Origin of the sequence: Streptomyces sp. NPDC101393 (genome assembly GCF_044767385.1) — a bacterium.
In the GTDB taxonomy this organism is placed as follows: Bacteria; Actinomycetota; Actinomycetes; order Streptomycetales; family Streptomycetaceae; genus Streptomyces.
Genome location: NZ_JBIWNU010000004.1, coordinates 592,007 through 614,975, shown reverse-complemented (window position 1 = coordinate 614,975; position 22,969 = coordinate 592,007). Strand labels below are relative to the sequence as shown.

Genomic DNA, 22,969 nt, shown 5'->3' with positions numbered 1-22,969 from the left:
CGCGCGGCGCAGGGCGTCAGTCGGTGAAGCCGCGCCGCTCGCGCGCCGCCGCGATGGAGCGCGGCTGCGGCAGCCCGGAGGGCTTCACCGGGCGTATCGCGCGGCCCCGGCTGACGATGTCGTACGCGGCCTGGACGTGGTGGACCCGTTCGGTCACCCCCGCGCCGGGGAAGTGCGCCGCCTCCCCGCGGCGGGTCTGCTGCGGGGAGTAGTTGCGTCATACACGCTACCCGCGTCAGATGTCCCGTTCGGGCCACAAATGTCTCCCGCTCGGCTCAACCAACCCCATGGGTTCGGCAAGGTGACCGCCAGGAGAGCGGAGCCGCACTCGGCGGAGCGGAAAACGCGCCGGGCGCCCCCCTGAGGGAGCGCCCGGGACGGTGGTCGGACCGGGCGGTCAGCCCGCGAGACAGGAGGCGCCGAGGAGTACCTTCAGATCGCCGAACAGCGACGGATCCGGGGTCACCCGATGCCGGTCCAGCCGCAGGACCGTGGTCTTGCGCGCACCCAGCAGCTTGATCCGTACCTCCGTCGAGCCGCGGTGGCTGCTCAGCACCTCGCCGAGCTTCTCGACCATCGGCGGCGTCACCTTGACCGTCGGGATGGTGATCGTCACGGGGGCGTTGGTGCCCGCCTCCGAGAGGTCGGGGACCATCATCTCCATGGCGACCAGGCGCGGGATGTCCTCGCGCTTGTCGAGCCGGCCCTTGACGAAGACGACGGTGTCCTCGACGAGTTGGGTGGACACCAGCTGATAGGTCGCCGGGAAGAACATGCAGTCGATGGAGCCCGCGAGGTCCTCGACGGTGGCGATGGCCCAGGCGTTGCCCTGCTTGGTCATCTTGCGCTGGAGGCCGGAGATGATGCCGCCGATGGTGACGATCGAACCGTCCGAATAGTCGCCGCCGGTCAGCTGCGCGATGGCCGCGTCCGCCTTGTCGCTCAGCACGTGTTCGAGGCCGAAGAGCGGGTGGTCGGAGACGTAGAGGCCGAGCATCTCGCGCTCCTGGGCGAGGAGATAGGCCTTGTCCCACTCGATGTCGGAGAACTCGACGTCGAGCCCGAAGCCGGGGCCCTCGTCGGCGGCCTCCTCGCCCATCCCGCCGAAGAGGTCGAACTGGCCCTCGGCCTCCTTGCGTTTGACCTGGACGACGTTGTCGATCATCGGCTCGTAGTGGGCGGTCAGGCCCTTGCGGGTGTGGCCCATCTCGTCAAAGGCGCCGGCCTTGATCAGCGATTCGGTGGTGCGCTTGTTGCAGGCGGCGGCCTCGACCTTGTCGAGGTAGTCGGGGAAGGAGAGGTACTTCCCCTTCGCCTTGCGGGAGCGGATGATCGAGTCGACGACGTTCTGGCCGACGTTGCGGACCGCGGTGAGGCCGAAGAGGATCACGTCGTCGCCCTGGGCCGTGAAGTTGGCCTCGGATTCGTTGACGTTCGGCGGCAGCACCTTGATGCCCATGCGGCGGCACTCGTTGAGGTAGACCGCGGACTTGTCCTTGTCGTCGCGCACGGACGTCAGCAGACCCGACATGTACTCCGCCGGGTAGTTGGCCTTCAGATAGGCCGTCCAGTAGGTGACCAGGCCGTACGCCGAGGAGTGGGCCTTGTTGAAGGCGTAGCCGGCGAACGGGACCAGGACGTCCCACAGGGCCTGGATCGCCTGGTCGGAGAAGCCCTTCTTCTTCGCGCCCTCCTGGAAGAGCACGAAGTTCTTCGCCAGCTCCTCGGGCTTCTTCTTGCCCATGACGCGGCGCAGGATGTCGGCCTCGCCGAGGGAGTAGCCGGCGACGATCTGGGCGGCCTTCTGCACCTGCTCCTGATAGACGATCAGGCCGTGGGTGAGGCCGAGGACCTCCTTGAGCGGCTCCTCCAGCTCCGGGTGGATCGGGGTGATCTCCTGGAGACCGTTCTTGCGCAGCGCGTAGTTGGTGTGCGAGTCCATGCCCATCGGGCCGGGGCGGTACAGCGCCGAGACGGCGGAAATGTCCTCGAAGTTGTCGGGCTTCATCAGCCGCAGCAGCGAACGCATCGGGCCGCCGTCGAACTGGAAGACGCCGAGGGTGTCACCGCGGCAGAGCATTTCGTATGTCTTGGGGTCGTCCAGCGGGACGCTGAGCAGCTCCAGGTCGACGCCCTTGTTCTTCTTCACCATCTTGACGGCGTCGTCCATGATGGTGAGGTTGCGCAGGCCCAGGAAGTCCATCTTCAGCAGGCCGAGCGACTCGCACTGCGGGTAGTCCCACTGCGTGATGGTGACGTTGTCGGTGTGCCGGACCCAGACCGGGGCGTGGTCGACGATCGGCTCACTGGACATGATCACGCCGGCCGCGTGCACACCCATCTGCCGGACCAGGCCCTCGACGCCCTTGGCGGTGTCGATGACCTTCTTCACGTCCGGTTCGTTCTCGTACATCCCCCGGATCTCGCCCGCCTCGCTGTAGCGCGGGTGCTTGGGGTCGGTGATGCCGCTGAGGTCGATGCCCTTGCCGAGGACGTCGGCCGGCATGGCCTTGGTGAGGCGGTCGCCCATCGCGTACGGATAGCCCAGGACGCGGGCGGAGTCCTTGATGGCGTTCTTCGCCTTGATCTTGCCGTAGGTGCCGATCATGGCGACCTTGTCGGCGCCGTACTTCTCCGTCACATACCGGATGACCTCGACACGCCTGCGCTCGTCGAAGTCGATGTCGACGTCGGGCATGGAGACGCGCTCGGGGTTGAGGAACCGCTCGAAGATCAGACCGTGCGTGATCGGGTCGAGGTCGGTGATGCCCATGGCGTACGCGACGATCGAGCCGGCCGCGGAGCCTCGTCCGGGGCCCACCGCGATGCCGTTGTTCTTGGCCCACATGATGAAGTCGGCGACGACGAGGAAGTAGCCGGGGAACCCCATCTGGATGATGATGTCCATCTCGTACTCGGCCTGCTTCTGGCGGTCCTCGGGGATCCCGCCCGGGTAGCGGCGCTTCATGCCGACCCGGACCTCCTCCTGGAACCACGTGACTTCGGTGAAGCCGGCCGGGATGTCGAACTTCGGCATCAGGTCGCGCTTCTCGAACATCCCCGTGGTGTCGATCTGCTGGGCGACCAGGAGGGTGTTGTCGCAGCCCTGCTGCCAGGCCTCCGAGGAGTCGATGGCATACATCTCCTCGGTGGACTTGAGGTAGTAGCCGGTGCCGTCGAAGCGGAAACGGTCCGGGTCGGAGAGGTTCTTGCCGGTCTGGATGCACAGCAGCGCGTCATGGGCCGTGGACTCGTGGGAGTAGGTGTAGTGCGAGTCGTTGGTGACCAGCGGCGGGATGCCCACCTCCTTGCCGATCTTCAGCAGATCGTCGCGGACCCGGCGCTCGATCTCGATGCCGTGATCCATCAGCTCCAGGAAATACCGGTCCTTGCCGAAGATCTCCTGGTACTCGCCCGCGGCCTTGCGCGCCTCGTCGTACTGCCCCAGCCTGAGCCGGGTCTGCAGCTCACCGGACGGGCATCCGGTCGAGGCGATCAGCCCCTCGGACCACTGCGCGATGGTCTCCTTGTCCATCCTCGGCCACTTCGTCAGCCAGCCCTCGGCGTACGCGTCCGACGACAGCCGGAAGAGGTTGTGCAGCCCGGTCTTGTTCGCCGCCCAGATCGTCTTGTGGGTGTAGCCACCCGAACCGGACACGTCATCGCGCTTCTGATGCGGCTGGCCCCACTGCACCTTGCGCTTGTTGCGCCGCGACTCCGGCGCCACGTACGCCTCGATCCCGATGATCGGGGTCACGCCCGCCTTCTGCGCCGTATGGAAGAAGTCGTACGCGCCGTGCAGATTGCCGTGGTCGGACATGGCGACATGCGACATGCCCATCTCATTGCACGCGTCGAACATGTCCTTCAGCCGCGCCGCACCGTCCAGCAGCGAGTACTGGGTGTGCACGTGCAGGTGCGTGAAGGGCGGCTTTGCCACGACGGAAGTCCTCCGGGAAACAGTCGGCGGGGGCTCCTGCCGACCGCGGCCGGCAGGAGGGTGAGACGGTCTCGAAGTCTACGACTCCCCACTGACAACCGAGGGCGGCGACGGCTCGGGGGCACTGACGAGTAGCCTCGCCCGTTGTCGGTGACAGAGCCCGTCACGGCCCCACCCATCCGCAGCACCTCAGGAGGCACCCAGCGATGTCGTCCCAGCACGCCCCGGCGCAGGACGCCACCGAGCGCGGCGAGGAAATCCTCAGCGTCTTCGGCACCGCCTTCGGAGAGCTGCTCGCCGCCGACCCCGCGGCCTTCCGCGTCAAATTCCGGAAGATGGCCGCCTCGGCCTTCGCGTTCTACCGGGGCACGGCCTGCCTGTTCTACCGCGACCTGGAGGACCCGCACTCCGGCTGGGACGACGGCGGCGCCGGCAACGGCCCGTATCTGGACGAGCGGACCGGCCGGGTGTGGATCCACGGCGATCTGCACGCCGAGAATTTCGGCACGTACATGGACGCCACGGGCCGGCTGATCTTCAACGTCAACGACTTCGACGACCCAAAGTAGCGTCGCGCACGTTGGTTGTCACGGCCAACACAGACAGGTGGTAGGTCCCCGACCGGGCGACCACCCGACGTGAGGAGAGCCCCATGAACACCCGCAAGGCTGAGAACGCCGCGCTGTACGTCGCCGTGAGCGTCATCGTGGCGTTGACCGGAGTGGCGTTCTGGCTCAGCTACGCGCACCTGGCAGACGTGGCCGGTCAGTACGGGCTAGGGGGGTCGGCGGCTCGCCAATGGGTCTGGCCCGGCACGCTCGACCTGTTCATCGTCGCGGGCGAGGTGCTCATGTTCCGGTCGACCCTCCGCAAGAAGACCGACGCGTGGGCAATCTTCCTCACGGTCGTCGGCTCCGTCGGGTCCATCGCGCTGAACGTCGCCGGGGTCGGGGCGGGTGCCCGGTTCCTGGACTACGTGGTGGCGGCAGTCCCTCCCACGGCCGCCCTCCTCGCCTTCGGTGCCCTCATGCGTCAGGTGCATACGGTGGTCACGGCCACGGCGGACACGGACGTGCCGGTCACTGCGGAGGCACCGGCCACCGTGGTGGTCATGGACGCGGAGCACACCCTGACCGACGCGGACATGGCCACCGGGGCGGCCACGGAGCCGGACACGGACATGGACATGGACACGGCCTGGGACGACGCGCTGGCGGACATGACCGCTCCTCGGCGGACACCCCCCGCGCAGGAACTGGCCACGGCCAGGGCGGATTGGGACAGGGAACTGACGGCCGTGGAACAGACCGCCCCGCCCGCACGGACGTCCACCTCCCGGGGCCGGACGGATGAAGAGATCCAGGCCGTGATCGACTACCTGCACGCCAGCGGCTCAGACGTCAACGGTTCCACCTACGCAGCGCACGTCGGCAACATCAGTACCCGCACCGGTCGCCGAGACCTGTCGCGGGTCGGCATCACGGGCTGACGGACACCCCCTCTGGGCCCCGTTCTCTTCGGAGAGCGGGGCCCTTTGTTGTGTCCGGACACTGGCGGACAGTGGCCGGACACAGAGAAACCACGTGTCCACCTCTGGGGGCGAGGTGGACACGTGGCGGTCAGGCGGTCAGAGGGTCAGGAGGAGCGGGACCCACACGACAGGCAGATAGTCCACGTGACCATGTTCTCGTCAGTCTGCGTGTAGGTGTTGATGGACTGACAGACCGGGCACTGGGGACCGCACGTCGGCGTCAACTCATCGTCGAGGGGGCGGGGTAGGACTGCTACCGCGCTGCCGCTCGTGTGTGAGCTTGTATCCGCACGCCATGCACTGTTCGACGTGGGTCCCGTTGGCCTTGATGTTTGTCGTGTGATGCTCCGGTGGGCATCCGTGAGACGCCATGGTTGGAAGCACTCATCTCCCCCGTTCCCCTGAACCTTCAGGGCGTAGTCCGAGATGCAGTCGGGGCAGGCGTACAGGGGCCTGTCCGACCCGGAGTTGCCCGCGATGACCCGTACCAGGGTCGGGGCTGAAGTCCACCCGCCGTGCCATGCACACAGCGCGAACGCGCCGGCGCTATCCATGGGGGTGGCTCATGATCTCTGTGGTGCAGAGGGTTGCAGCTACGACGTCTTCACGGGCTCTGGCCAACTCGCGCTGCTGCACCAGCGCTTGGCATACGTCGCAACTAACGGACGGGGGAGAAGGCGGCTTGGCTGCGGGAGTCTCCCCGGTCCAAGTGGCCTTCTCCGCGAGGGTACGCGGTCCACTTAAGGTCATGATTCTGTTGTTGTCCTCACGTGACACCCGGCCCTTGTGACCGGGCGGAGTCCCAGAGTAGCGATCCGAGTGCTACGCGTCACTACCTTCGTCAACGATGTACGTCGTGTGGCCTACTCGGACAGTAGACGCCCCTCCCTCTATGTCGGCGGCTCCCTGGAACGACGCGTCGCGGAGGCTGTCCTTCGTCAGGTGGTGCCAGCCCACGGCCATGTCTTCCAGGTGCTTGACGATCTCTTCGCGGCTCGCGCGATGCTTCATTGACATGTCGTCAGTGTAGCGAGAGGCGTAGCTACATGGGGCCTGTACGCCACTCTCCCGCCCTCCCGCGACCGCCCCCTCCCCGGGGGCTCGATGCGTCTTGGCGGGCGCCCACGCGGGCAGCAGGGCACGCAAAAGGCCCCACCCTCCGAAGAGGATGGGGCCTTGATGGTGAACCCGCTCGGGTCAACCCTTGTTCGAACACCACTTCACCCAGCGGGGAGCGTCGCGGGCGGCACCGGCGTGCGTGGTCAGGTACGCCTCCCGCTTGATGAGAGCCAGGATCTCCGGCTCACCTCCCTTGCCCGCCGCATCGCAGATCGAGAGACGGTGCGGTGCCGAAGTCCACTGGACCAGACTCCGCCAGTCCCGCTCCTCCTCCGACTTCCGGTCGAAGGACGGGGAGGCTTTCGGGGCCGGGGCCTCCGAAGCGCACCCTGTGAGTACGCCGAGCGCGACAACCGCGGACGCCGCAAAGGTGGTTAACCGGCGCATGGTTCCTTCTTCCAGGGTCTGTGGGCATGTCAGCGGGTACGACCCACGAGACGCCCAAAGAGTTGCCCTCGTCACCAAACGCGAAAGCCCCACCCTCACGGAGAGGATGGGGCCAGGGCCTTGGGTCAACCCCTCCAGATGGTGACGAGCGCTCCAGGCCGGAGAGCCATCACGTCCCGCACACCCAGCATGTTGGCCACGGTGATGTAGACAATCCCGCCGACCGTGCACACCTTCTCGACTACGGCTCCCGCAATCACGTCGCCCGTGACTACCTGACTCGCCGTAGTCCTGGCCCGGGTCATGACCCGGTCACCAGTTCGTAGTTGGCCAGGAGGGCGGAGACGCCGGCGCGGTCCATGGTGGTCAGCTTCCCGAAGTTGGCGGGGAGCTGGTACCCGCCGACGGAGGGGCCACGCATGACCGGCGGAGTGCCGTCCGTGTTCTTGACGGTCTCGTTGTCCGCCACCTTGCCGTCCCCGTTCACGTCACTGTTGCTGTGGCCCATCCCCATAGCGTGGGTCACCTCGTGAACCACGGCGTTTGCGTACGTAGGCGCGTTGAGCGGGTGCGTGCCGTCGGTGTAGGACGTGTCCATCCGGACCATGCCGCCAACCGCCACGCCCTTGGCGTCCGCGCACGGAAGGCCTTGGCTGTAGTTGGGTTTCGCCGGGTCGTGCGCCTCCGTGATGAGGACGCGTCCGGCCGGAGGGCAGACGTTCAGAGGGAGCGGCTCCACGCCACCGATGGTGAGGTGAACACCCAGAGCCTGGTACTGCGCCACGGAGCGCTCAAGGGCGGCCGCCCAGTGGTCACGGGCAGTCTGAGTTTGGAACGTGATGGTGTAGCCGAGGTCCGGACTGATGGCCTTGATGCCCGCCTCAACGCCTGCGTTCCAGCCGGGACCGGACAGCGTGGGGGCCGTGTCGGCCGCGATGGCGGGAGAGGACGCCGTGAACGCCAGGGCGGCTATGACGGCTGCGGAGGAGCAGAGGAGCTTGCGCATGATGTGCCCTTCTTCGGTGTGAAGTTGTGGGGGGAAGTGCCCCGCCGCGGATTCGAACCGCGCGCCCAGCGCTGGGGGTGCCGGGTGTTCGGGCTTGCCTATGCGGGGCGAGCGGCTCAGATTTCTTCGACCATCACGCGGTAACGGCGCGGCTGCCCGAAAGGGTCGGTCGTCTCGACGATGATGGATACCGGCTGACCGGGGGCCGGAGACGTCAGGGACGCGTCCACCACGTCGGGCACCGGGTTCTTCCTGGATGTCAGCGCGTTGTAGATCTTCGTCCGCAGTTCGAGAGCATTCATGATCAAGACTCCTTCGTGGCGATACTGATGTGGCCGGCACGGGCGGCCTGTGAGGACGTAATCTCGCCTCGGACGTACTGGCGTGCGGCCTCTCGCACCCCTCCTGCGCGCTCGACCAGAAGCGGGTGCCAGTACTGAAATTGCTCCTCGTCGACGTCGATCGTCAGAACGAGTCGGACCTTCATCTCTCCTCCTACGGCCTGCCTCATCAGGGGTGGGCGGCCAGCCCGCACCCGACGCCCCGAAGGGCGTTTCGGCTATTGGTGGAACGTGCATGCCTTGTGACCCTGAACCTTCATCCGCTTGCACACCCCGCCACTCTTCGTGGGGGCCCCGCACTGTCTGCGCGGATCATGGCTGGCGCAGACAGTGCGGCCGGATTGGGCCGGGTTGATGCAGCCGCGCCCGTTTGATGTGACTACCGAACAGTGGGCGTTCACTGGTTCACCGCGTCCCAAATGGCGCGGCCGACGGTGCCGGGCTTCGCGTCGCCGTTGGTGGACCGGGTGGCGCCGAACGCTTCCCCGTTCCGCTCGGACCAGTACGAGACGTAGGCCCGGGGGATCCAGGACTTAGCACCCTCCGTCCGGGGCCGGGCCGGAACGATGGTTCCGACCACGTACCGCTTGCCCTTGACGGTGACGATCCGGGTTGCCTCGCCGGTCCATGCCGTCGGCCCCTCCTCCGGCTCCCCCTCGGCCTCAGCGGCGGACACGAAGCGCGTGGGGTAGGTGGACACGGATCGGGAGTAGATCGTCCGCCCGCCACGGGTGACGGCCACGATGGCCTCCTCCCCGACCCGGACGGAGGAGTACATGACCTTGGCGCCACCCTCGATGGGGAACTCGATCAGGTAGGACAGCGGACCGGTGGCCCCATCCGTGTGCCGGGGGACCAGGCGTCCGCCCTCCCGGTGGGCGCAACCGGCAAGCTCTCCGGTGTAGATGCTGCCGCCATCCACGACCGTGTAGACGTCGCCGCGCTCGTGACCTTCGATGACCGGGCGGGCCTCTCGCTCTGCCTGGGCCTGCTGCGCTGCCTGCGCCTCTCGCTCGGCCTGTGCCTCTCGCGCTCGCTCCTCTCGCTCTTCTCGGATGGACTGCCGGAGAGCCTCACCCAGAGTGGTGGCGTTGAGCTTCGAGAACGGGACGGTGGCCATTTGATTCTCCTTGGTCGGGTGGTTATGAGACGACTCTCCCAGACGAACCCGCTTGGGTCAACCCCCTTCACCGAAATGCCCGCCCCCCTGGAACACTGTTCCGGAGGGCGGGGGTGGCGGGGGGTCTACTCGAAGCGGCGACCGATCATCGTTTCGAAGATGCGGGCCGCTTCCTCGCCAGTGACCAGACGATTACCGACGCGCGTGCCGCTCATCCGGGGAAAGTCCTGGAGGACGTTGGCCGCCCGCTGCTGGGCCTCCGTCTCCCCCACCTCCGGGTATGCCTCCACCAGCACGCGGGCCGCGATGCGAACCTTCAGGCCGTCCGCCAGGGTCCCGCCCTCGAAGTACGTGCTGCGACTGATGGCCTTGGTTGCCTGGTCACGGTTCATGACATCTCCCCTAGATCGTCTGCCTCATCAGTGCCGGGGGACGATTCCCGACAGACCCCCGAAGGGGTTTCGGCTCAGTGGGTGCGGGTCAGGCGGCCAGTCCCACGGGGATCGGAATGCCCGCGAAGCGTCGGATAGCTGCGACGATCTTGGTGACCTCCGGGATCGTAGGCGCCTCCACCCAGGCGCCCACAGAGTGGCGCACGGCGCTGGTGGCCCACACGTGCATGAACCCCTCGTACTCGTCCTGGTTGAAGTGACCGGACCGGTACCACCGTTCGACGGTGTCTCGGCTCATCTTCGCCATGCGGTGCGAATTGCACTCGATGCAGTGCACCAGCATGAAATGGATATTCCCCGGCTGCGCCAAAGAGGGGCACGTCGTGGACGGGGTGACAACCCCCGCGACGGTCTCCGGCGCGCTGGGCATCCGGCTGTCCGCGTCGGCCTGGGCGTCCTCGTGGCGCCCGTAGGCAAACTGAGTGAGCATCCGTCCGGCCGTGTTGTCGTAGACGTAGAAGTTCGACGCCCGGACGCTGAGCGCCTTCTCGACAACCACGAAGTCCGGGAGGGGGCGGGCATCGACAATCTCTACGCCCGCGTTCTCGCGGCACACGGGGCAGGTGAAGAACCCGTCCACGAGTGGCCGGCCCTTGATGAGAACCGTGACACCACAGTCCATGCATCCGATGGTGATCATTTCATTCCCCTCCGTCAGCGACCCCCGCTGACCTCCTAGTGACGACCCTCCCAGACGAACCCGCTTGGGTCAACCCTCTTCACCGAAATGCCCCGTCACCTCCCGGAACACGGTTCCAGGAGGGGCGGGGCCGGGCGCTTAGATCCGGACGAGGGGCCCGAACTGGCGGACAATCTCGGCAAGGGTGCCGTCTGTGAGATCGTCCATCATCACCAGACGGGGCATCTCGCCGCACACCCCGGTTACCTCGGCGAACTGCCACGCGTCCCCGTCGTTGTCCACGTACCGGCCCCACAGGTCGTAGGCGACGCCGTCGTATACGTAGTACCGGCCGGCCGTCTCGGAGGATGGGCCGGAGTCGGGCGCGTCGTAGGGAGTCAGGTTCGCAGGAGACACAGCCCGGAACCCATCCGGCTTCTCGATCACGTAGAACGCCCCCTCGGCGCCGTCCGAGTAGGGGAACGGCCCGGAGTGCACGGTGAAGGGCCCGGGAAACAGTCGGTGCGTGACCTTGTCGCCCACCTTGAACGCGGGGGCGGGGGTGAGGTTCGCCCCGTGCACACCCAGGCACTTGTCTGTGTACCCGAATTCCACCAGGTAGTAGCCGGTCAGGGTCGTACCCAGCTTCTCGTACGGCCCGTACTTGACCTCTCCGGCGCCGTAGTGGCTGTGCTCGACCTTGTCGCCGACCTTGAACTCAGTCATGTCTCTCTCCTCTATGGGTGCGGACACCCCGAAAGGCCCCGCCCCTCCGGAGAGGGACAGGGCCATGGGTCAGCGCTCCTCAGTCTTGGCGGCAGCACGCAGGCCGGCACACCAGCCGTTGAAGTAGAGACGCCCGTAGCGTTCCAGGACCTTCGGGCCTTGCTCCGCGATGCGCTGCTCGACGGTCATTAGACACACCCCCCGTATCCCTGGTTGATGCCGTGCGCTCCCACGTTTGCTGGCTCGCCACAGCCGCCACACCGGGAGTCCGCCTCACCGTCCAGTGCGTTGCGGGCGTATTCGACGATGGCGCTTGCCGACTCGTCTTCTCCCATGTCGTCCAGCACGGCACGCACCCGCTCGATGGTGGCGTGGTGCTCCCGCGTCGCAAGCTCGTACGTTGACTCCCACGCAGCAGCGTCTACGCGTGCCTGTTCCAGCTCAGCGCGCAGGTGGGCGTTCTCTTCAGCGAGGGATTCCGTGGCAGCGACAAGGCGCAAAGCTTGCGCCTGCATGCCATTCAGCTTCTCGCTGATCTCGGCGTCCGCCACGGCCATGGCAGCGTCGGCAACGGGGTAGTAGCCCTCCGGGGTCGGTCCGTCTACGTCGTGGACATGCCCCATATACCCGGCCATCGCTGCCGCGTACCGCTCGCGTCGGTCGCTGCTCATGACTCCCCCTCGTTCCGTCGCATCGCGCTCACGACGAACCGGGCGTCCACCATGCCGCTGACCCAGTCGGTGCCCTCCGGAAGCTCGTTCGTCGCCCGGATGATGCGCTGTTCGACATCCCGGAGGATTTCCTCGCGGTACACGTCCAGGAGTGGGACGACCGGTACGGCCCGGTCCCACAGGTTCTCGATGCTCTCTCGCGCTGTGCTCATGACTCCCCCTCGTTGTCCTCATTCAGCAGGGCCCAACTCGGCACGTCGGTAGCGTCGGTCTGCATCAGGCCGCAGCCTCTTCAAGCGTGAACAGCAGGGCCTGCGCTTCGACGTAATCCAGGACCACGGTAGAGACGGTCTCGCCCTCGGCGTTCCGGGTGATGAGATCCACCTCCACGCCACGGCGGATGGCGTCCACGGTGTAACCGTGGCTGGTGTCGTAAACAGTGCCGCTCATGGCTCTCTCCTCCGTAGTCGACACCCCGAAGGGCCCCACCTCCCGGAGGGGGAGACGGGGCCTTGGTGGGTTAGCAGTCCTCTCGGACGGGGATCGGGTCCGCCATGTCCGCAAGGCGCATGAGCTTGAGGGACAGCAGGCGCGCTTCGTCGGCAGACATGCCGATATCAAACTCGGTGTCCCGGCCCTCCCCCTTGAAGGACAGTTCCACCCCGCAGCCGTCTCGGTATTCGGCGGTCGGATGGGCGTCGCCTCGCAGGTAGTCGGTCGGCGTCAGCAGCGTGTAGTGCATGATGTACTCCCTTGAGTGATGTGCGGGGTACCCCTGAAGGCCCGACCCTTCCTGAGAGGGACCGGGCCGTGAGGACTACTCGTTGCGGAACACGTGCCGCCAGTACAGGTGGACTGCCAGCAGGCCGACGCTGATTCCGATGATGCCGCCGATGAGCGACGCGATGACCATCACTTGGACTCCTCCTTGGCGTACTCGGTGCAGATGACGACGACGGACGTGGTGACCACGGCCTTGCCGTTCACGACGGTCGTGGACGGGACAACCTGAGTGTGCGACTTCAGGCACTCCGGCCCGGCGTCGCATCCGGTCAGGATCAGACCGGCGGTCAGGGCGGTGGCGGCAACGGCTATGCGCTTCATGGTGTGCTCCCTTGATTCGCCGGTGGATCCGGCTCGACTCTTGTCTGTGTTGGCTGTGACAGCCGGTCATTCCTCGTAGCTGTCGAACAGGTCCGCCAGGTTCTGAGCTTCGTCTGCCGGGACGTCATCGAACTGGAAGCCGTACGCCAGGAGGGGCGACCGCAGGTCGTCCAGCTCCGCGCGCTCCCTGACCCCCAGGACCGGGCGTTCCCCGTTGTCCAGTCCGTCCAGGTTGGGCATGTGGCGCTTCGACATGGTGTTCTCCTCGGGTGTTCGGGCCGGTCTCTTCCGGCTCACTTGGTGTCTGTGTTGGCTGTGACAGCCCACTCCGCCAGGGACATGGCGCCCTTGGCGTGGTTGTCCCGGGCACAGACCCCGACCACGTTCGACTCCCGGTCCCGCCCTCCGTGGGCGAGCGGGTGCACGTGGTCCAGCTCTGTGGCCGGGGCGGAGCAGTAACAGCACTCCGGCCACCGGGCCAGGACCGTTGCCCTGTCGTACGGGGCGGGACGCCGACGGGGTGCCCGGATGATCCGGGGGGGTGCGGCTTGTAGGCGGGTCATTCGGCTCCTTGTGTCCGCCGGACTCTCTGGCTCACCCCTGATCTGTGTTGGCTGTGACGTCCGGCCGGCACACGCCAACGGGCCCCGCCCTCCGAAGAGGACAGGGCCCGTGGGCGGTTGGGTCAGTGGCTTGCGCTGTACGAGCGGCGGGCCAGGAAGTCCGTCCGACGGAGTGCCGGGACGTCCCACGCGGGCTGCCCGTAGTCGGTCCCCTCGATCGGCAGGATCGGGTCTCCCTGGCGGACAGTCACCTCCCGGTCCCCAGCTCCCCGGTCGGCACCGACCACGCTCTGGTTGCACTCGTCGTACACGTCGCCGCGACGCTCCAGCGGGACGATGCCGTTGCCGTAGAGCCGCAGGAAGTCGTAGGACTCCGGAGTCTCGAAGGTCTGAGCGGAGTTCTCACCCTCCAGGAGCCCCAGGCCAATGGCCCTCTCCAGGCCCATGGCGATGACGACCCGATCGCCCTCTTCGTTGAACAGGTGGAACTCCGCGTCCCGAACGATCTTCGTCATGCTCTTGCCGACGCGCCCCTCCCACACCTGGACGTAGGTCCCCTCGTCGTTGGTGGCGATGGCATGCTGGACTTCGCGCTCCTCAAAAGTGAGCACGGTCTGAGACGTGGGGTAGGAGCGGTCCCCCACAAGCCCACGCATTTTGGACAGGGCGCGCTCACGCAACTTGCGCACGTTGGCGCGCGACGTGCCCAGGAGTTCCGCCACGTCCAGGTCCGTCATCACGTCGGCCGTGAGGCCCAGTTCCTCGGACAGACGGGTGTCCATCTTCTCGTAGGAGCCAGTCACGACACCGGCCACGAACTGGTCCCGGTGCATGCCAATTCCGAAAGACAGCGCGATAACGGCGGACTGGTTGTCGTTCAGTGCCGCCATCAACTCCTCCACCATGGCCGTCTTGGCCTTGCGGACAGAGCGAACTACCTCCCTCACGTCGGCGGACTCCTCGCTGACGGACATGAGGTCCGCCAGGGCGCTGCCCCGGGCCTCCCCGTTCTCGTCCTCCGCGTCCAGGGACTCCGTGCCTCCGAATGCCAGGTCATGAACGGCCAGGAACTTCTCCGCCGACCAGGCAAGGCCGTGGTCCAGGTTCATGAGCTTGGTCTTGATGCGGTCGTGGACCTCCCCGTCACGCACTTCATCCCGTCCGGCGTTGCGCTCCTCCCGGATCTCTGCGTGAACCTGACCGGCTGCTCGGGCGTACCGGCTGGCCGCCTCCCCGTCGATGGCGCCGGAGTATCGGGCACCGAAGTGGGCATTGCGGACGTCCTGGACCACGCGAGGGTGGAGGTAGGTGGTCAGAGACGCACGCGAACCGACGGTGTACCCCGCCAGGTTCGCCATGACGGACAGGTTCGCCTCGGCCTCCAGCTCCTCCCTGGCGGAGTAGTCGGACCCGGCGAACTCCCCCGCGATGCTGCGCACCATGGGCTTCACGGCGTCGAACACCCGGGCCAGGGCGTCCTGGTCACCCGTCTGGGCTGCGGAGACAACGTCGGAGGTCAGGACGAATTTGGACATAGCTGTCTCCTTGGAGGGGGGTCGGAACACTGTTCCGGGGGTGGTTGTGAAGGAGTTGTGCATCCTTCGTGAGACCCGAAGGTACGCCGACCCGAGCGGGTTCGCTACGGCTTGTGCAGGGGTTTCGTTGAATCCTGTAACGTCGGCATAACGTTTGAACCCGCGCGAGTCGCCCACCTGGGCAAACGAACCCGCGCGGGTCTCCACGTCAGTTACACAATTGTGAAAGATCGTTCAACGTTCAACGGAGTTTCCAGGCCTCCGGGAGGCCATATCCGTCCGCCCACGTGCGCCCGTAGACCTTCGGCTCTGCCGAGATGGGCACCCCAAAGAGGGTCATCTGCATGGTTTCTGACACTTCCTGAGCCACCTCTCGGACACTTCCGGAGGGTGCCGTACCGATCACCTCGTCGTGGATCCAGAGGTTCAAATACGGCGTCAGACCCTTGCCGTCCATGTCCAACATCGCCTGACCCATCGTGTCTCGCGCCGTGCTCTGGCAGACGTAGGCGACGGCCTTGTAGAGCCGGTCCCGGTCCAGGACCATGCGCCGGCCGGAGGGAGTTCGGATCTCACAACCGTTCGCCAGGGCCTCCCGCTGAAGACCCTTGAACCACGGCCTGAGAGTCGGGTACGAGCGCATGTACCGGTCCATGGCGTCCTTCATCTCCGCCACAGGTAGACCGGTCATTTTGGACAGCGCCTTCGGCCCTCCCTGGTACGACGCCCCCAGGCCCCCGATTTTCGCCAAACCACGCTGGTACGGCGTGAAATCCGGTCCGAACATCAGGGTGGCGGTGTAGTCGTGGAGGTTGCGGCCGGAGCGCACAGCGTCACCCATGGCCTGGTCCCCCGACAGTGCCGCCAGGACAACCAGCTCAACGGACGACTGGTCGACGGAGAAGTACTCCTCTCCGTCTGGCGCCGTGACGCACCGGCGAATCTCCCACCCCTTCGACGGGAGTTGCTGGAGCGGGGGGTCTGAGACGGACGTGCGTCCGGTCTTGGCTCCGAGCGTGGAGAACTTCGGGTGCACGTAGTCAAACTCGTCCCGGTTCTCCAACATCGCCGTGGCGTACGACTTGCGCCACTTGCCCGCGCGCTGGGCCCGGAGTACCGCGTCCGCCAGCGGGTTGGCCTTGCGGAACCCTAGGGGCTCCCACTTCTTGTTCACGTCCGCCATGGGCAGGAGTACTTCGCTCGCCACGGACAGCGCGCCCTTCTCCGTGCGCACGTCCCAGACCTCTCCCATGCCGTGTAGTGCGGCAATGATCTGAGCGTTGGAGTTGACGTTGTCGACGCCGTAGCGGGCGGCCACGTTCGCGAACTGGAGGCGGGAGTCCTCCAGTCGGCCCACCAGTCCCTCCGTGTACGGCACGTCCAGGAGCAGCCCCTTGCGCTCCACGCGGGAGCAGATGGCCGCGAGCTGGTGCTCGTACTGGACCAGGGTGTCCGGGATGCTGTGAATGAACAGCTCCCGGCGGAGGATCGGCAGGAGCCGGGCCGTGAGAATCACGTCCAGGCAGGCGTACTCCTGGTACGTCGAGTTGTCGTACGGGACGTGGCGCCAGCCGGTGTCCTTGGTGTGCCCGAGGGACCGGAAGACTGCCGTCAACCCCTCTTGAGTGTCCGGGGCTTCCGGGTCAATGAACCACGCGGCCAGGGGCTTTAGGCCCGTGCCCACTCCCCCTTCGAAGTCCTGGCGGGAGTCCCGGAGGTGAGCGAGGATCTTCGTGTCCACGAACTTGTGCTGAAGCTCCTCCACCCGCACGCCCAAGTGCTTGTCCAGAACCAGGAGATCAAAGCTCGCGCGGTGGATGACGATCTCCGGCACCTTGCGGAGCACGTCACGGACCAGCTCCCTGAACCCCTCCCCGCGCTCCGTAGGGACCGCGAACGCAACGTCTCCCGTGCCGAACTGGACGACTCGGAGCGTGTCCTGAGAGAACGTGCGGAGTCCGGTGGTTTCCGTATCCACCGCCAGACTGCGTGGCTGGTTCTTCTTCAGCCACTCCCAGACGAACGCGATGTCCTCCGGGCGTTCCAGGGCGTACCCGACCCACGGCCGACCGCCCAGACTTCCTCGGTGTACCTGCATGCTCGCTCCCTTGTTGAGGCCCGGACACGCAGGAAGGGGCCGCCCATGCGGACGACCCCGACCGGTTCGCGACTAGCGAGACTGCCCGAACACGTCCGTGTTACTGGGTGTCTGTGTTGCCTGTGACAGCTCCGCCGGGTCCTCCGCCGGGCGGGCAAGTTCCGTGGCGGGCATCAGGTTCCGGAAACCACGCTTGCCCTTGTTGGCCCCGTTCCCCTGACCGTCGGTGACGCCCTGGAGGGAGCGCACGGCGTCGAAAAACTTGTTCTTCGTCATCGTGTGCCGGATGCCGCACTCATCCGCCCACGTCTGGTACTTCAGCCATGCGTCCGTACGCGCGACGAACCCTCCCTCCTGGATCACGAACTCCAGGGAGTCCGCATCCCCGTCCAGCGCGTGGCCGGCGAAACCCGAGAGGGGGTGGGAGCTGTCCCGGTAGTGTGCCGTGCGACGCTCCACGGCGTCCGGGAAGTCCAGTCCGTAGCCCGCTTCGTACTTCCGGAACCACGCCACGGCCCCCGCCACGGCCCACGCCGCGATTCCCTCCTTCTCCTTGCGCAGTGAGGCCTGAAGGTGCTTGTCCTCACGGCCTCGGAAATCCTCGTTCCAGGGAACGACCCGCACACGCTGCCAGAGTGCCGCGTCCGTCGCGTCCACTTCGGGAACGTAGTTGGTGTCCACCTGGATCAGGCAGACCGGGCGGAACGTGATCTCAGTCTTCGCGTACACGCCCCGGGAGGTGATGCTCTGGTCCCCGGTCGTCGCCTTCATCAGAGCCTGGTCCAGCTTCATGTCCGCGGGCCACTCGGACGAGATGACCAGTCGCTTGCCCCGGAGCCCCACGATGTCTGCACGCGGTCCTCCGGACTCCTTCCGGCGCTGGAACATCGACGCGTCCGCTCGCTTCGTCGCGTCCCGGAACACCTCCTCCAGAGTCGCCGTGAACGTCGTCTTGCCGTTGGTAGTCGGGCCCGTGTGCATGGCGAAGATGCGCTCAACGCCATAGCCCGTGATGCCGTAGCCGGTCAGCTCCTGGAGGAACCCGGGCATCTCCGGGGCGTGTGGGTGGCACTCCGCCAGGAAGCGATTCCAGCGCGGGGCGGTCGCCTCCGGCTTGTAGTCCACGTCGATGAAGAACGTGTTCATGTCCTCCGGCCGGTGCTCGCGGAACGAGCCGTTGCGAAGGTCCACCACGCCATTGGCGAAGCTGAGCAGGTACGGAACGGCGTCGAACTGGTCAACGCGCGCGTACACGCCGGGGATGGACGTCAGCATGTCCACCATTGCCTTGACCTTGCGGGCGTCCTGGCTCTGGGCCCAGTGCTTGGAGAGCGCCCCCGCGTCGTGGCCCTCCTCCTTCATGACGTTGTCGATGACCGCACGCACGTCCGCGTACAGCGCCTCCTGCGGTACCTGGGTCCAGTGCCGGCCGGTCCACTTGAACACGCCGGCTCCCGGGACCATGCGGATGTTGCCGCCAAGCTGCCGGTACAGGCGCTCCGCGTTGCCAAGGTCAGTGAGGGGCAGCTTCTTCATGCGCTTCTCCTTGGGCTTGTCCGGAACACTGTTCCCCGCGGGGGCCGTTGGCTCGGCAGGCTTCGGGTCCACGACGTGCAGCGGGGCCCGGCGAACGGCCGCGTGGAGCTGGCCTGGGAATTCTTCGGTGTCCCGGGCCCGCCAGTCGGTCAGGTCGTCTCCGGCGGTCGGAATCTCCAGCTTCCGGACCATGACCCCGGCCATCACCAGCGCATCGGCCAGGGCGTCAGTGAAAGCCTCTCCGGCCTTGTCCCTGTCCCCGGCCAGGACCACGTCCCGGTCCCCCAGGCCCTTGGCCAGTTCGGCGATCATGTCGGCATTGCGGGCCAGTCCCGCACCCCGCACGGCCACCGAGTCGTACCCGGCTGCAACGGCCGTCAGCGCGTCGCCCGGTCCCTCCGTGATGAGCACGGTGTCGTAGCCGGAGTCCGCGCGGAACACGCCATACTTCCCCCACGCACGGCCCTCCGGGGAGGTGATGGACAGCCACCGCGCGGAGCAGTTGCCGGAGAGGTCACGACCCTGGAGCCCCCGGGGGCGGCCCTGGAAGTCGTTCAGGGGGACGGTCAGGCGGGGGTACCGCCGGTATGCGGCGCCCCGATATGGGAAGCGGAACGGGCTCTCCGGCCAGTCCACGCCCAACCCCAGTCCGGCCGCCCGCTCCAGGTCCATCCCGAACCGGTCCACCACGTACGCCAGGGCCGTGCCCGACGTGGGGAAGGCATCGTTCGTCTCGTCGACGTACACTGCCAGGGCCGCCAGGTCCCCCGGTTCCAGGTCCCCGGCCACGGCCTTCGCGGACGCTTTCACCCCGGCGCCCGGAGTCCAGTCGTACAAGTCGGAGCGGGACCAGCCCAGTCCGGTCAGGACGTCGTCCATGGAGCAATTGGCCCAGCAGCGAACCAGGAGGCGCCCGTCCTCCTTCAGTCGGAACGCGAGGGACGGGGACTGGTCCGCGTGAGCAACGCAGGGGACGACGTACTCCCCTCGCTCCTCACGGACCTCCGGGAAGCCGGACAGGAATTCAGACAGGTTCTTCACGGAGGTCTCCTCTGGACGACGAAAGGGCCGGGCCGGCCACACCCGCGTTCTGTGTTGGGTGTGACAAGCCCGGCCCCTGGCGGGTCGGTTACTGCTGCCGGAGCTTCGCCAGGACGCGCGCGAAGGTGGCGATGTCCATCACGGCGAACCCGTCGGCCGTGGACTTGCCGCGGGCCTTGATCAGCACCACGCCGTAGTCCGCGCCGGCGCGACGCGCCTCCACGTTGGCCTGTTTGATGAACGCCGGGAGGGTGATGGTCGCTACGTTCTTGGCCTCACCGGCGAACGGCCAGAGAGCCAGATCCCCGATATCGCCCGCGCCGGACTGCACGTTGCGGGTGACGTTGTTCGAGTCGCGCGGGTCCTTCCAGCGGAGGGCCCGCGCCCCGTCCCTCCAATTGGGCTTGTACTGCCCAAGCGTCTCGTTCAGGTAGTCGGCGGCTGCCGTCTCCCACTCGGTGCCTTTGGCCTTGTTCCGGTTGGTCATGAGAGCTTCCGCCAGTCCAGGACCGATTTCTCCACGTAGCCCTCCACGGTGCGGACGGTGCCCCACCCGCCACGCTCCACGCTCGCACGGTCCCTCTCTGCCTTGTCCTTGGCGCGAGTGATAGCGGCCGTGGCCGGGTTCTTCACGGTGTACGGGCCCATGTGACTCGTGAACGTCCGCCCGTCCTCGTACGTCTCGGTGATCACTGCCCGGTAGACTGCCGGGTCGTCCTTGCCTGCGTAGCGCGCCATCAGCTCTCCTCCACCTCTCGCATGTGCTCGCGGGCAACGCCGCTCATGATGGCCGGCGGGAACTGGGACAGGTACTCCTCCGCCTCCGGCTCCTGATCGGGCAGGGGGTAGATCTTCCGGAGCCCCGGAAGCTCGCCAAGGTACTGGTTCATCGCTCCCCCTCCAGCCACGACACCGACGCGCCGTTGCACACGGCGTGCCCGATGGCCACCGCGTAGCGGGTCCAGTCCTTGCGCTGCTTGGCGTCCTTGAAGACGTAGATGTGGTCGCCCTCACCGAGGGCCCGCACGTCGCCGAGAGCCGGAGCGGCGTCCTGGCGGATGTCAACGAACATGGCGTTCACTTGCACCACCCATTCCCCGGGCAGAAATGAACCTTCATATCCTGGTCACCCCAGGAGTGGGGCGGGTGCTCGTCGCCACGGCTGCACTGCATGATGACTCCCTTGGATCGCCGGATGCTGACACGGCGAAGGGCCCGACCCCTCCGAAGAGGGACCGGGCCGTGGGTCAGTCGGCGACCGTAGAGCGGAGAATCAGGGCGGTTGCTCCACCGTCAATCTCGCCCCGCGTAGACTCCTGCACTTCGAACAGATCCCCGGTGTCGCCGTCCAGCACGACCACGGGCCAATCGTCGCTGTGCAGGGGCAGCGTGTTCATGAACCGGCGCAGCTCTCCGACAGTCATGACTCCACCTTCATCGTTTTGCCGTCCCACACGAGCGTGTCCCCCACCCGGGCCGCCTTGACCTGGCCGCCTGGCTTGCAGAACAGGAGCCCCGGAGGGATGCCCGGGATGGGCATGGACGCCAGGGTCCAGAACCCGCGAGCTGCGAGCCACGCCGCAGCGTCGCTCGGGTCGGCGTACCGAACCGTGAACCGGTCCGCGCTCACGCCGCACGCTCCGGCTTGTCCTCCGCGAACTCCACAACGGTCCACTGATCCGACAGGATGGTGGTCTTGTCCAGGGACACGCGGGCCACGAAGCCCGAGTTGCGACCGGTCGGCTTGACGGTGATCGCCGGGATGAGGCGCCCCTTGTACTTCTCGGTGGACACGTCCTGGACGATGCCCTCACTGCCCCGGGTGGTATTTCCGTGGCGGGCCCACCAAACGATGGTGTCACCCTCACGAACCTCGGTGCCCCGGAAGTCGCTCACTACGCCGCGCTTGCTCATCTTGATCTCCTCTGAGTCTGTGCCGGTCTATCCGGTACGCCAGAGGGCCCCACCCCGCCGAAGCGGGACAGGGCCATGGGTCACTCGGAGTCGGGGGTGGGGCCTTCGTACGTGGCTGCCCAATCGGCGTAGTCCGCGCGGATATCCACCATCGGGTGCGGGTCCTCTCCCTCCAGGAACAGGGCCTCCTCCATCGCCTGGCACACGCAGAACGCCACGTCGTACTTCGCCAGCATGGCGTCCAGGTCCAGCCCCAGGAGAAGCGAAGTCTCCATGGTGGGGAGGTAGGCGTCCGCACCCTGAACAGACAGGGAGTGGATCAGGAACGACGCGGCGTACTTCGGGGTCATCTCTTCGTAGCTCTCGGGCAGGGCCATCTTGATCTCCTCGGTAGGTGCGGACACGCCCGAAGGCCCCACCCTCCGGAGTCCGGGGGTGAGGCCATGGGGTCGTCGTCAGAGGTCCACGGGGCGACTAGAAGGGCGGCTCGTCGGAGTATCCGGGGGCCGGGGCCTCTTCCGTCTCCACGACGGACAGGGACTTCTTCGGGGCGGCCGGAGCGGCCTGAGCGGCCGGACCGTGAACGGTGAGCACGGGCTTGCGGTAGGCCACGTCCACGCCCGCCTTAGTGGTGAACTGGACCAGCTCCAGGGACAGAGTGGCTTCCGCCGGACCGCCCACCTTGTCCAGGTCCGCCCACACGCCCTCAAGGGCCTTCATGAAGTCCCAGGAAGCAGTGTTCAGTCGGAACTGACCCAGCTCCGGAAGGTCCGCGAGCTGGAAGAGAACGGACTGATCGGGCTTCGGGAGGTAGCCAGCCTTGGCGCCCGCCTTCCGCTCCGACAGCGACGAGGGGCAGCCGCAGTTCTGACCGAAGCGCGGGTCCTCCGCGTCGGTGAACTCCACTCCGTCGCAAACGTGCGTCGGCTTGCCGTTGGCACCGAAGAGGGCCATACGGAACGTGACAGCGTCGGCGGAGTCCACGACGACCTTGACGGAGTCCGTCGTAGTCAGAACCTGAAGACTGTCGGACTTCTTGGTTTCCCAGCTCTCCGAGCTGCCACCGAACGCCGTGGCGATTGCGTCGGCCACGGCCGGGTCACCGGTCGTGACGCGCCACTCCTTCAGTGACACCGGTCGGTCGTTCAACTGCATGCCGGCGCGGAAGCGACCGGCGAAGTCGGAGACGCGGACCTTGGGACGGGCGTCCGGGTCAGCGTCGAGAATGCGAAGGGTGCGTGCCATCTGTGCCGCCTCTGAATCAGC

General features: G+C 66.7%; 29 protein-coding genes, 2 other RNA genes and 1 pseudogene. 2 read left to right on the top strand and 30 right to left on the bottom strand.

Annotation, left to right across the window (positions count from 1 at the left end):
- Positions 1-16: 16 nt before the first annotated feature.
- Entirely contained in the window at positions 17-157 is a 141-nt protein-coding gene (locus ACIRQ7_RS16270; protein ID WP_404262972.1) for a hypothetical protein, read from the bottom strand.
- Between the two features lie 240 nt (positions 158-397).
- Complete coding sequence (gene dnaE, locus ACIRQ7_RS16265) at positions 398-3,940, bottom strand: DNA polymerase III subunit alpha (protein ID WP_404262970.1); 3,543 nt, start codon at positions 3,938-3,940, stop codon at positions 398-400.
- 206 nt (positions 3,941-4,146) lie between these two features.
- Here dnaE and ACIRQ7_RS16260 point away from each other — a divergent pair.
- A pseudogene (locus ACIRQ7_RS16260) lies at positions 4,147-4,500 on the top strand (DUF2252 family protein); the annotation flags it as partial.
- A 92-nt stretch (positions 4,501-4,592) separates the two neighbouring features.
- Positions 4,593-5,429: a DUF2637 domain-containing protein gene (locus ACIRQ7_RS16255; protein ID WP_404262969.1), complete on the top strand. Its 837-nt coding sequence runs from the start codon at positions 4,593-4,595 to the stop codon at positions 5,427-5,429.
- 864 nt (positions 5,430-6,293) lie between these two features.
- On the opposite strand, the gene ACIRQ7_RS16250 is transcribed toward ACIRQ7_RS16255, so the two are convergent.
- The 28 genes from ACIRQ7_RS16250 to ACIRQ7_RS16115 all read right to left on the bottom strand — a co-directional run bounded on the left by ACIRQ7_RS16250 (position 6,294) and on the right by ACIRQ7_RS16115 (position 22,948).
- Positions 6,294-6,488: a hypothetical protein gene (locus ACIRQ7_RS16250; RefSeq protein WP_404262968.1), complete on the bottom strand. Its 195-nt coding sequence runs from the start codon at positions 6,486-6,488 to the stop codon at positions 6,294-6,296.
- Positions 6,489-6,668: 180 nt separating this feature from the next.
- Complete coding sequence (locus ACIRQ7_RS16245) at positions 6,669-6,977, bottom strand: hypothetical protein (protein WP_404262967.1); 309 nt, start codon at positions 6,975-6,977, stop codon at positions 6,669-6,671.
- 301 nt (positions 6,978-7,278) lie between these two features.
- Positions 7,279-7,983, bottom strand: coding sequence for a hypothetical protein (locus ACIRQ7_RS16240; protein ID WP_404262966.1), 705 nt, complete (start codon positions 7,981-7,983; stop codon positions 7,279-7,281).
- Between the two features lie 116 nt (positions 7,984-8,099).
- Positions 8,100-8,285 carry a hypothetical protein gene (locus tag ACIRQ7_RS16235; protein WP_404262964.1) on the bottom strand — a complete coding sequence of 62 codons (186 nt, stop codon included), beginning with the start codon at positions 8,283-8,285 and terminating at the stop codon, positions 8,100-8,102.
- Between the two features lie 194 nt (positions 8,286-8,479).
- Positions 8,480-8,544, bottom strand: an RNA gene (locus ACIRQ7_RS16230) — hammerhead ribozyme type II.
- 177 nt (positions 8,545-8,721) lie between these two features.
- A complete protein-coding gene (locus tag ACIRQ7_RS16225) occupies positions 8,722-9,444 on the bottom strand; it encodes a hypothetical protein (RefSeq protein ID WP_404262962.1) in 723 nt (240 codons plus the stop codon).
- Between the two features lie 125 nt (positions 9,445-9,569).
- Entirely contained in the window at positions 9,570-9,836 is a 267-nt protein-coding gene (locus ACIRQ7_RS16220) for a hypothetical protein (RefSeq protein WP_404262960.1), read from the bottom strand.
- Between the two features lie 13 nt (positions 9,837-9,849).
- Positions 9,850-9,911, bottom strand: an RNA gene (locus ACIRQ7_RS16215) — hammerhead ribozyme type II.
- Between the two features lie 13 nt (positions 9,912-9,924).
- On the bottom strand, positions 9,925-10,536 hold the full coding sequence (locus ACIRQ7_RS16210) for a hypothetical protein (RefSeq protein WP_404262958.1): 612 nt from the start codon (positions 10,534-10,536) through the stop codon (positions 9,925-9,927).
- 138 nt (positions 10,537-10,674) lie between these two features.
- Positions 10,675-11,241, bottom strand: a complete 567-nt coding sequence (locus tag ACIRQ7_RS16205; RefSeq protein ID WP_404262957.1) for a phiSA1p31-related protein — start codon at positions 11,239-11,241, stop codon at positions 10,675-10,677.
- 188 nt (positions 11,242-11,429) lie between these two features.
- Positions 11,430-11,912: a hypothetical protein gene (locus ACIRQ7_RS16200; RefSeq protein ID WP_404262956.1), complete on the bottom strand. Its 483-nt coding sequence runs from the start codon at positions 11,910-11,912 to the stop codon at positions 11,430-11,432.
- Positions 11,909-12,124, bottom strand: coding sequence for a hypothetical protein (locus ACIRQ7_RS16195; protein WP_404262955.1), 216 nt, complete (start codon positions 12,122-12,124; stop codon positions 11,909-11,911). The genes ACIRQ7_RS16200 and ACIRQ7_RS16195 overlap by 4 nt, the downstream gene beginning before the upstream one ends.
- Positions 12,125-12,188: 64 nt before the next feature.
- Entirely contained in the window at positions 12,189-12,362 is a 174-nt protein-coding gene (locus ACIRQ7_RS16190; protein WP_404262953.1) for a hypothetical protein, read from the bottom strand.
- Positions 12,363-12,432: 70 nt separating this feature from the next.
- Positions 12,433-12,654, bottom strand: a complete 222-nt coding sequence (locus tag ACIRQ7_RS16185; RefSeq protein ID WP_404262951.1) for a hypothetical protein — start codon at positions 12,652-12,654, stop codon at positions 12,433-12,435.
- A gap of 170 nt (positions 12,655-12,824) precedes the next feature.
- Positions 12,825-13,016 carry a hypothetical protein gene (locus ACIRQ7_RS16180; RefSeq protein WP_404262950.1) on the bottom strand — a complete coding sequence of 64 codons (192 nt, stop codon included), beginning with the start codon at positions 13,014-13,016 and terminating at the stop codon, positions 12,825-12,827.
- 66 nt (positions 13,017-13,082) lie between these two features.
- Positions 13,083-13,271, bottom strand: coding sequence for a hypothetical protein (locus tag ACIRQ7_RS16175; protein WP_404262949.1), 189 nt, complete (start codon positions 13,269-13,271; stop codon positions 13,083-13,085).
- Between the two features lie 38 nt (positions 13,272-13,309).
- Positions 13,310-13,579, bottom strand: a complete 270-nt coding sequence (locus tag ACIRQ7_RS16170; protein ID WP_404262947.1) for an HNH endonuclease — start codon at positions 13,577-13,579, stop codon at positions 13,310-13,312.
- 122 nt (positions 13,580-13,701) lie between these two features.
- Entirely contained in the window at positions 13,702-15,114 is a 1,413-nt protein-coding gene (locus ACIRQ7_RS16165) for a hypothetical protein (protein WP_404262946.1), read from the bottom strand.
- Between the two features lie 241 nt (positions 15,115-15,355).
- Positions 15,356-17,212, bottom strand: coding sequence for a DNA polymerase (locus ACIRQ7_RS16160; protein WP_404262945.1), 1,857 nt, complete (start codon positions 17,210-17,212; stop codon positions 15,356-15,358).
- A 72-nt stretch (positions 17,213-17,284) separates the two neighbouring features.
- Positions 17,285-19,789, bottom strand: coding sequence for a phage/plasmid primase, P4 family (locus ACIRQ7_RS16155; protein ID WP_404262944.1), 2,505 nt, complete (start codon positions 19,787-19,789; stop codon positions 17,285-17,287).
- Between the two features lie 88 nt (positions 19,790-19,877).
- Positions 19,878-20,276 carry a hypothetical protein gene (locus ACIRQ7_RS16150; protein WP_404262943.1) on the bottom strand — a complete coding sequence of 133 codons (399 nt, stop codon included), beginning with the start codon at positions 20,274-20,276 and terminating at the stop codon, positions 19,878-19,880.
- Positions 20,273-20,527 (bottom strand): hypothetical protein, encoded by a 255-nt coding sequence (locus ACIRQ7_RS16145; protein ID WP_404262941.1) that lies wholly within the window; start codon positions 20,525-20,527, stop codon positions 20,273-20,275. The genes ACIRQ7_RS16150 and ACIRQ7_RS16145 overlap by 4 nt, the downstream gene beginning before the upstream one ends.
- Positions 20,527-20,679 (bottom strand): hypothetical protein, encoded by a 153-nt coding sequence (locus ACIRQ7_RS16140; protein ID WP_404262940.1) that lies wholly within the window; start codon positions 20,677-20,679, stop codon positions 20,527-20,529. The genes ACIRQ7_RS16145 and ACIRQ7_RS16140 overlap by 1 nt, the downstream gene beginning before the upstream one ends.
- Entirely contained in the window at positions 20,676-20,861 is a 186-nt protein-coding gene (locus tag ACIRQ7_RS16135; protein WP_404262938.1) for a hypothetical protein, read from the bottom strand. Before ACIRQ7_RS16135 ends, ACIRQ7_RS16140 begins: the two co-directional genes overlap by 4 nt.
- Before the next feature lie 175 nt (positions 20,862-21,036).
- The gene (locus ACIRQ7_RS16130; protein WP_404262936.1) at positions 21,037-21,213 is read right to left on the bottom strand and encodes a hypothetical protein; all 177 of its coding nucleotides are present in this window, start codon (positions 21,211-21,213) and stop codon (positions 21,037-21,039) included.
- Positions 21,214-21,415: 202 nt separating this feature from the next.
- Positions 21,416-21,703 carry a hypothetical protein gene (locus ACIRQ7_RS16125; RefSeq protein WP_404262935.1) on the bottom strand — a complete coding sequence of 96 codons (288 nt, stop codon included), beginning with the start codon at positions 21,701-21,703 and terminating at the stop codon, positions 21,416-21,418.
- A gap of 80 nt (positions 21,704-21,783) precedes the next feature.
- Positions 21,784-22,107, bottom strand: a complete 324-nt coding sequence (locus ACIRQ7_RS16120; protein ID WP_404262933.1) for a hypothetical protein — start codon at positions 22,105-22,107, stop codon at positions 21,784-21,786.
- 70 nt (positions 22,108-22,177) lie between these two features.
- Positions 22,178-22,948 (bottom strand): hypothetical protein, encoded by a 771-nt coding sequence (locus tag ACIRQ7_RS16115; RefSeq protein WP_404262931.1) that lies wholly within the window; start codon positions 22,946-22,948, stop codon positions 22,178-22,180.
- Positions 22,949-22,969 lie beyond the last annotated feature (21 nt).